The organism is Micromonospora sp. M51 (assembly GCF_018070305.1).
GTDB classification, from domain to species: Bacteria; Actinomycetota; Actinomycetes; order Mycobacteriales; family Micromonosporaceae; genus Micromonospora; species Micromonospora parva.
This window is the reverse complement of record NZ_JAGPXZ010000315.1, coordinates 1-6,562: the sequence shown is the minus strand read 5'-3', so window position 1 is coordinate 6,562 and position 6,562 is coordinate 1. Positions and strand designations below refer to the sequence as shown.

The following is a 6,562-nucleotide window of genomic DNA, read 5'->3' as shown; positions in this document are numbered from 1 at the left end:
CACCGTCAGGGGCAGCGGGTCGCGCAGCAGCGCCACCGCGAGCGCCGCGGCGGTGAGCGGTTCGAGCAGCGTCAGCACGGCCGCGACGCTGCCCGGGGTGGTGCGCAGTCCGGCGTAGAACAACGCGTACGCGACCGCCGTGGTGACCACGCCGAGGTGCAGCAGCAGCGCCACGGTGTCCAGGCGTACCGGCAGGCCGACCCCGGCGACCAAGGCGAACGGCGCCAGGGTCAGCGCGCCGACCACCGTGGAGATGGTGGTCAGGGTCATCGGCGCGGTGCGCTGCGACACCTGGCGGCTGATCAGGGTGGTCACCGCGTACCCGAGGCCGGAGCCGGCCGCCGCGAGCAGGCCGAGCAGCGGGGCGGGCGCCGCCGCGCCGGGCTGCCCGGTGGCGCCGGTGATCAGGACGAGGCCGGCCACCGCCGCGACCAGCGTGCCGAGGCGCAGCGGGCCGGGGAGCCGGCGGGCCTGCACCGACTCCCAGGCGGCGGCGAGCACCGGGGCCAGGCCCAGGCTGACGATGGTGGCCACGCTGACGCCGGCCCAGGCCACGGCGGCGAAGTAGAGCGCCTGGTAGAGGCCGAGGCCGACGCCGGTGAGCAGCAGCGGTACGGGTGCGGCGCGCAGCGTGGACACGATCGTGCGGAGCCGGCCGGCGGTGCAGGCCAGCAGCACGAGCGCGGCGATGGCGAGGCGGTGGAAGCCGATGCTCACCGGGCTGAGCCCGGTGCCCTCGCGCAGGAGTTGCACCGCCACGCCGGTGGTGCCCCACAGCACGCCGGTGACGGTGATCTGGATCAGGCCGCTGCGGGCGGCGTGGCGGGCGGCCGAGGCGGCCGGCAACGGGGTACGGGTGATGGACACGGGAGCGCTCCGAAGGGTGAGCCGTTGACGGGGACGACGTCGACGGAGCGCGTACGACAGGATGGCCGAGCGGGGTCAGGTCACCCGGTCGGCGAGAGGCGCGGCGCTCCGCTCAGGAGCGCGGCGGGGGCAGGACGCCCAGAAACGGTCGCATGGCGACGACCGTACCCCAGTCTGGTGGCCCGGCTGACCCGCGGCCGGTTTGGCGCGGTCAGGCCGGGCGGGCGCCGACGGCGTCGCGGACCTCCGCGCCCACCGCGCCCTCGACGGCGCGGGCGCAGTGCGCGCAGCAGAAGAAGCGGCCGTTGACCTCGACACCGTGCCCGACGATCTTGACCTGGCAGTGCTCGCAGATGGGTGCCATCCGGTGGATCGCGCATTCGAACGAGTCGAAGGTGTGCACGTCGCCGCTGACGGTGTGCACCTCGAACGCCATCCAGTAGTCGTTGCCGCAGACCTCGCAGGTTGCCACCGAAAAACCTCCGTTACGTGGACAAGTGCCTACAGAATCCCCCAGGGCTGTCGGGGCGCGCGGCGGAACGTCGACGCCTGACCCGGGTGGCGGCGTGTCGGCGTCGGCGTGTTGCCCGTTGTGCCTGGTGAACCGCCGCGACCCCCGGAGGATCACCGTGATCAAGCGCAACAGGCTCTTCGGCAACCAGACCCGGGTCACCTTCTGCCTGCCCCGTGACGTCCCGCCCGGCCCGGTGAGCGTCGTCGGCTCCTTCAACGGCTGGGAGCCGGGTCGACACGAGTTGGTGGCCCGCCGCGACGGCACCAGGACGGTGCCGGTGAAACTGCCGCCGGGGGAGCACCGGTTCCGGTACCTCGGCACCGGCGGCGTCTGGTTGGACGACGAGTCCGCCGATCAGGTCGACGACCGGGGCAGCCTGCTGCGGCTCTGAGAAGAAAACCGTCACCATCGATGTATTTATCGATGAGAGTCTTTACTGTTAACAATGTTTAAATTACGTTGAGGGGCACCTCACCGCACCTGGAGAAGGAGCTGCCCCGATGCGTCGAAGAATCACTGTTCCGCTGGTGGCGGCGGGCGCCGTCGCCGCCACCCTGACCGTCGCCGCCCCCGCGCAGGCGCACGGTTACGTCTCCGCCCCACCGAGCCGGCAGGCGCTCTGCGCGCAGGGCCGGGTGCCCGACTGCGGGCAGATCAAGTACGAGCCGCAGAGCGTCGAAGGGCCCAAGGGTCTGCGCAGCTGCAACGCCGGAATCGCCCAGTTCGCCGTCCTCAACGACGACAGTCGGGGCTGGCCGGCCACCTCGGTGGGCAGCTCGCTGACCTTCACCTGGGTGAACACCGCCCGGCACGCCACCAGCAACTGGGAGTACTGGATCGGCAACACCCGCGTCGGCGTGGTCAACGGCAACGGTCAGCAGCCCGGCGCCACCGTCTCGCACAACGTCAACCTCGGCGGCTTCACCGGCCGGCAGAAGATCCTCGCGGTGTGGAACATCTCCGACACGGCGAACGCCTTCTACTCCTGCATCGACGTGCAGATCGGCGGCGGCGGGACGAACCCCACCCCCACTCCCACACCCACCCCCACGGCGACCCCACGGCCCACCCCGACCCCCACGCCGACCACTCCACCCGCGCAGGGCGGCACCTGGGCGGCCGGTCGGGCGTACCAGGTCGGCGACCAGGTCACCTACGGCGGAGCGACGTACCGCTGCCGGCAGGCGCACACCGCGATCGCGGGCTGGGAGCCGCCGAACGTACCGGCGCTCTGGCTCCAGGTCTGACCGCACGGGTGCGCCGGTCGGTCGCACCCGTGTCGCCACCCTCGCGTGAACGGAGCCTCGGCATGCCCCGCCGTACCCCACTGGCGTCCCTCGTCGCCGCTCTGCTGCTCAGCGGAGCGTGCGCCGGATCACCCACGTCGAGTCCGTCGGCAGTGCCGCAGCCGGCCCCCGCGTCCCCGGCCAGCTCAGCGCCGGCCGGGTCCGCGGGCGTCGGATCGTCGACCGACGGGGCCGCGATGAGCGGGATCGACGTGGTGTTCCTCAGCACCATGGTCGGGCACAGCGAACGCACCCTGCAGATCGTCCGGCTGGCCCGGGAGCGGCTGCGCGACGATGCGCTGCGCACCCTGGCCGCCGCCATCGAGGCGACCGAGGCCGACGAGCTGACCACGATGCGCGGCTGGCTGGCCACGGCCGGGCCGGGCGCCAGCGCGGCGGCACACCACCACGACGGGCACGGCGACGACGCCGCGCTCGACCGGCTGCGGACCGCGCCGGACGCGGACGTCGACCGGGTGTTGCGCGAGGTGCTCGCCGACCACCAGCGATCGGCCGCCGACCTGGCCCGATCCCACGTCGACGTCGGCCGCGACGACCGGGTCCGCGACCTGGCCCGGCGCGTCGAACAGTCCCGGACCGCCGAGATCGAGCTGCTCAGGGGTACGCAGTGAGTGGCTCCGTGGTCAGCGGGGTTCCAGCTTGATGGAGACCGAGTTGACGCAGTGCCGGGTGTCCTTCGGGGTGAAACCCTCGCCGTGGAAGACGTGCCCGAGGTGGCTGTCGCAGCGGGCGCAGCGGATCTCCGTGCGGGCCATGCCGAGGCTGCGGTCCTCGATCTCCTTGACCCGGCCCGGGATGGCGTCGTCGAAGCTCGGCCAGCCACAGTGCGAGTCGAACTTGGTGTCGCTGGAGAACAGCTCCAGCCCGCAGGCGCGGCAGTGGTAGACCCCCTGGGTCTTCGTGTCCACGTACTCGCCTGTCCACGGGCGTTCGGTGCCGGCCTCCCGCAGGACGTGGAACTCCTCGGGGGTCAGCCGGACCCGCCACTCTTCGTCGGTACGGGGCAGCTCGTTGTCGTCAAGACTCACCCGTCAACGGTACGTCGAACGTCGGGGGCGTGGCATAAGGTCGCGGGATGGGTGGCACCAAGGCCACGGCCGCCGAGATCGAGGTGGCCGGGCACACCGTCCGACTGAGTAGTCCGGATCGGGTGATCTTCCCGCAGCGGGGGTTCACCAAGGCGGACGTCTTCCACTACTACCTCGCGGTCGGCGACGGGATCATGCGCGCCCTGCGGAACCGGCCGACCACCCTGCAACGCTTCCCCGAGGGCGTCGAGGGCGAGGCGTTCTTCCAGAAGCGGGTGCCCACCCGAGGGGTTCCGCCGTGGGTGACGACCGCCCAGATCACCTTCCCGAGCGGCCGGAGCGCGGCGGAGCTGTGCCCGGTCGACCTCGCGCACGTGGCCTGGGCGGCGCAGATGGGCACCATCGTCTTCCACCCGTGGCCGGTGCGGGCCGCCGACGTCGACCGTCCCGACGAGCTGCGCATCGACCTGGATCCGCAGCCCGGCACCGACTTCGCCGACGCGGCCCGGGCCGCCGGGGAGGTCCGTGCGCTCCTCGACGAGCTGGGCGCGACCGGTTGGCCGAAGACCTCCGGTGGCCGGGGCGTGCACGTCTACCTGCGCATCCAACCCCGCTGGACGTTCACCGAGGTGCGCCGGGCCACCATCGCGCTGGCCCGGGAGGTGGAGCGCCGCAACCCCGACCTGGTCACCACCGCCTGGTGGAAGGAGGAGCGCGGCACCCGGGTGTTCGTCGACTTCAACCAGATGGCGCGGGACCGGACGATCGCCTGCGCGTACTCGCTGCGGGCCAACGCGCGGGCCACCGTCTCGACCCCGGTCACCTGGGACGAGCTGCCCGACGTCGACCCGGACGACTTCGACCTGCGCACCGTCCCGGCGCGGCTCGCCGAGCGCAGTGACCCGCACGCCGGCATCGACGACACACCATGGGACATCACCCCGCTGCTGGAGTGGGCCGAGCGCGACGCCGCCGCCGGCCAGGGCGACCTGCCGTACCCACCGGACCACCCGAAGATGCCCGGCGAACCCAAGCGGGTGCAGCCCAGCCGCGCCAAGCGCACCCCCGACGGTCCCTGACGGGTTTCCCGGGTGGGGCCAGCGGGCCTTCCGCGCGCCGCCCCGGCCTTGCGCCGCCCCGCCTTGCGCCGCGCCCTCCGCGCCGCCTTGCACCGCGTCGCGCCAAGGTTCGAGCAACTTTCCCGATGTTGCTGCCTCCGGTGGGTGGGAGACAGCAACATCGCTGATGTTGTGCGGATCTTGGCGACAGGCATTCCGTGCGGCGCCTGCGCCGGTGGTTCCGCACGTCTGTGACGGCCGAATTTTTGTCGTACACCTGTTCTAGAGTTTGTATGTGATCGATGAGTTGGTGCGGGCCGAGGCGGCGGTGGTGAGCTGTGCCGACGCTGCCGCCTGGGCCCTCTCCGAGCGCGATCTCATCGCGGCGCTCGACGCCACGCACCGGTTGCAGCAGCGGCTGGCGGCGGTGCAGTTGGCGGTCGTCCGGGAGTTGGACGGGCGCGGCGTCGCGCTGGCGCAGGGCGCGTCCTCCACAGCGGTGTGGTTGCGCGAGCGGCTACGTCTCGATGTCTCGGCCGCGCGTCGGCTGGTCGGCCTCGCGGCTTCGATCGACGTTGCGCCACCCGCGGTGCGTGACGCCCTGGCGAGCGGGGCGGTCAGCGTGGAGCAGGCCCGGGTCATCGCCGAGACGGCCGCCACGGTGACGGCGTCGGCGGGCTCCGAGGTGGCCGACAAGGCCGTCGGTGTGCTGGTCGAGTGGGCCAGGCAGTTCGACCCCACCCTGCTCCGCAAACTCGGCACCCGCATCCTCGACCATGTCGCTCCCGACCTCGCCGACGCTGCCGCCGCAGCGGCCCTGGCTGCCGAGGCCGCCCGGGCCACCCGCGACCGGCACGTCACCATCTCCGAGCAGACCGGCGGGCGGCTGCGGATCAGCGGCACCCTCGACGCGGAGGCCGCCGCGGTGCTGCGTGCCGTCATCGATCCTTTGAGCGCACCCTCCGGGCCGGACGACACCCGATGTGCCGGGCAGCGCCGCCACGACGCCCTCGCGGACGTGTGTCGGCTGGCGCTGCGCACCGGCGAGTTGCCCGAGAACGGCGGCGACCCGGCCCAACTCGTCGTCACCATCGACTACGACGGGCTGGCGCGGCAGGTCGGTGGCGGCATTCTCGACGTCGGCCTGCGGCTCACCCCCGACACGGTGCGCCGGCTCGCCTGTGACGCCACCGTTCTGCCCGCCGTGCTCGGCGGCGCGGGTCAGGTCCTCGACGTGGGGCGGCAACGTCGCCTGGTCACCGGTCCGCTGCGCCGGGCCCTGGTGCTGCGCGACGGCGGCTGCGCCTTCCCCGGCTGCGACCGGCCACCCCGCTGGTGCGCCGCCCACCACATCCGGCACTGGGCCGACGGGGGCCCGACCAGCCTGGACAACGCGGTGCTGCTCTGCGGCCACCACCACCGGCACATCCACCAGACCGACTGGTTGGTCCGGATGGGCGGCAACGGACACCCCGAGTTCGTGCCGCCGGCCTGGCTCGATCCAGACCAGATTCCGCGCCGCAACCACTACCACCAACGAACATAGGCCGACCGACTGCCACCGCCGAACGGAGGCCGACCGACTGCCACCGCCGAACGGAGGCCGACCGGCATCCACCATCGAACGGAGGCCGACCGACTGCCACCATCGAACGGAGCCCGACCCGGTGCCGCCAGTCGGCACGACGGCTGGGAGGTGGGGCGTCTTCGGTGGGCTGCCACTCGGCGACGGCCCGCCGTCGGGCCACGTAGCTCTCGTGGTACCAATGTGGATCTTGTCGACTAGCA

Annotated in this window: 8 protein-coding genes; 5 read left to right on the top strand and 3 right to left on the bottom strand. The window is 72.6% G+C overall.

Features of this window, described 5'->3' with window-relative positions; genetic code table 11:
• Positions 1–867 (bottom strand): DMT family transporter (locus KBX53_RS17815; RefSeq protein WP_210860462.1); only part of this gene is annotated, 867 nt, incomplete at its 3' end.
• Positions 868–1,078: 211 nt separating this feature from the next.
• On the bottom strand, positions 1,079–1,339 hold the full coding sequence (locus KBX53_RS17810; protein WP_030336232.1) for a hypothetical protein: 261 nt from the start codon (positions 1,337–1,339) through the stop codon (positions 1,079–1,081).
• Positions 1,340–1,496: 157 nt separating this feature from the next.
• On the opposite strand from KBX53_RS17810, the gene KBX53_RS17805 reads away from it, so the two are divergent.
• The 3 genes from KBX53_RS17805 to KBX53_RS17795 all read left to right on the top strand — a co-directional run bounded on the left by KBX53_RS17805 (position 1,497) and on the right by KBX53_RS17795 (position 3,299).
• Positions 1,497–1,772: an isoamylase early set domain-containing protein gene (locus KBX53_RS17805; protein ID WP_210860461.1), complete on the top strand. Its 276-nt coding sequence runs from the start codon at positions 1,497–1,499 to the stop codon at positions 1,770–1,772.
• Between the two features lie 109 nt (positions 1,773–1,881).
• Positions 1,882–2,628, top strand: a complete 747-nt coding sequence (locus KBX53_RS17800; protein WP_030336228.1) for a lytic polysaccharide monooxygenase — start codon at positions 1,882–1,884, stop codon at positions 2,626–2,628.
• Positions 2,629–2,864: 236 nt separating this feature from the next.
• The gene (locus KBX53_RS17795) at positions 2,865–3,299 is read left to right on the top strand and encodes a DUF305 domain-containing protein (protein WP_247675788.1); all 435 of its coding nucleotides are present in this window, start codon (positions 2,865–2,867) and stop codon (positions 3,297–3,299) included.
• Positions 3,300–3,311: 12 nt separating this feature from the next.
• On the opposite strand, the gene msrB is transcribed toward KBX53_RS17795, so the two are convergent.
• Entirely contained in the window at positions 3,312–3,716 is a 405-nt protein-coding gene (gene msrB, locus KBX53_RS17790; RefSeq protein ID WP_030336225.1) for a peptide-methionine (R)-S-oxide reductase MsrB, read from the bottom strand.
• A 47-nt stretch (positions 3,717–3,763) separates the two neighbouring features.
• Here msrB and ligD point away from each other — a divergent pair, with 47 nt between their 5' ends.
• Positions 3,764–4,795, top strand: a complete 1,032-nt coding sequence (gene ligD, locus KBX53_RS17785) for a non-homologous end-joining DNA ligase (RefSeq protein ID WP_210860459.1) — start codon at positions 3,764–3,766, stop codon at positions 4,793–4,795.
• 274 nt (positions 4,796–5,069) lie between these two features.
• Positions 5,070–6,320, top strand: coding sequence for an HNH endonuclease signature motif containing protein (locus KBX53_RS17780; RefSeq protein WP_210860458.1), 1,251 nt, complete (start codon positions 5,070–5,072; stop codon positions 6,318–6,320).
• The last annotated feature ends 242 nt before the right edge of the window (positions 6,321–6,562 follow it).

Bases quoted from the DNA above. Each gene is read 5' to 3' on its own strand.
- KBX53_RS17800 (WP_030336228.1), top strand. From the start codon at position 1,882: ATGCGTCGAAGAATCACTGTTCCGCTGGTGGCGGCGGGCGCCGTCGCC.
- KBX53_RS17795 (WP_247675788.1), top strand. From the start codon at position 2,865: ATGAGCGGGATCGACGTGGTGTTCCTCAGCACCATGGTCGGGCACAGC.
- ligD (WP_210860459.1), top strand. From the start codon at position 3,764: ATGGGTGGCACCAAGGCCACGGCCGCCGAGATCGAGGTGGCCGGGCAC.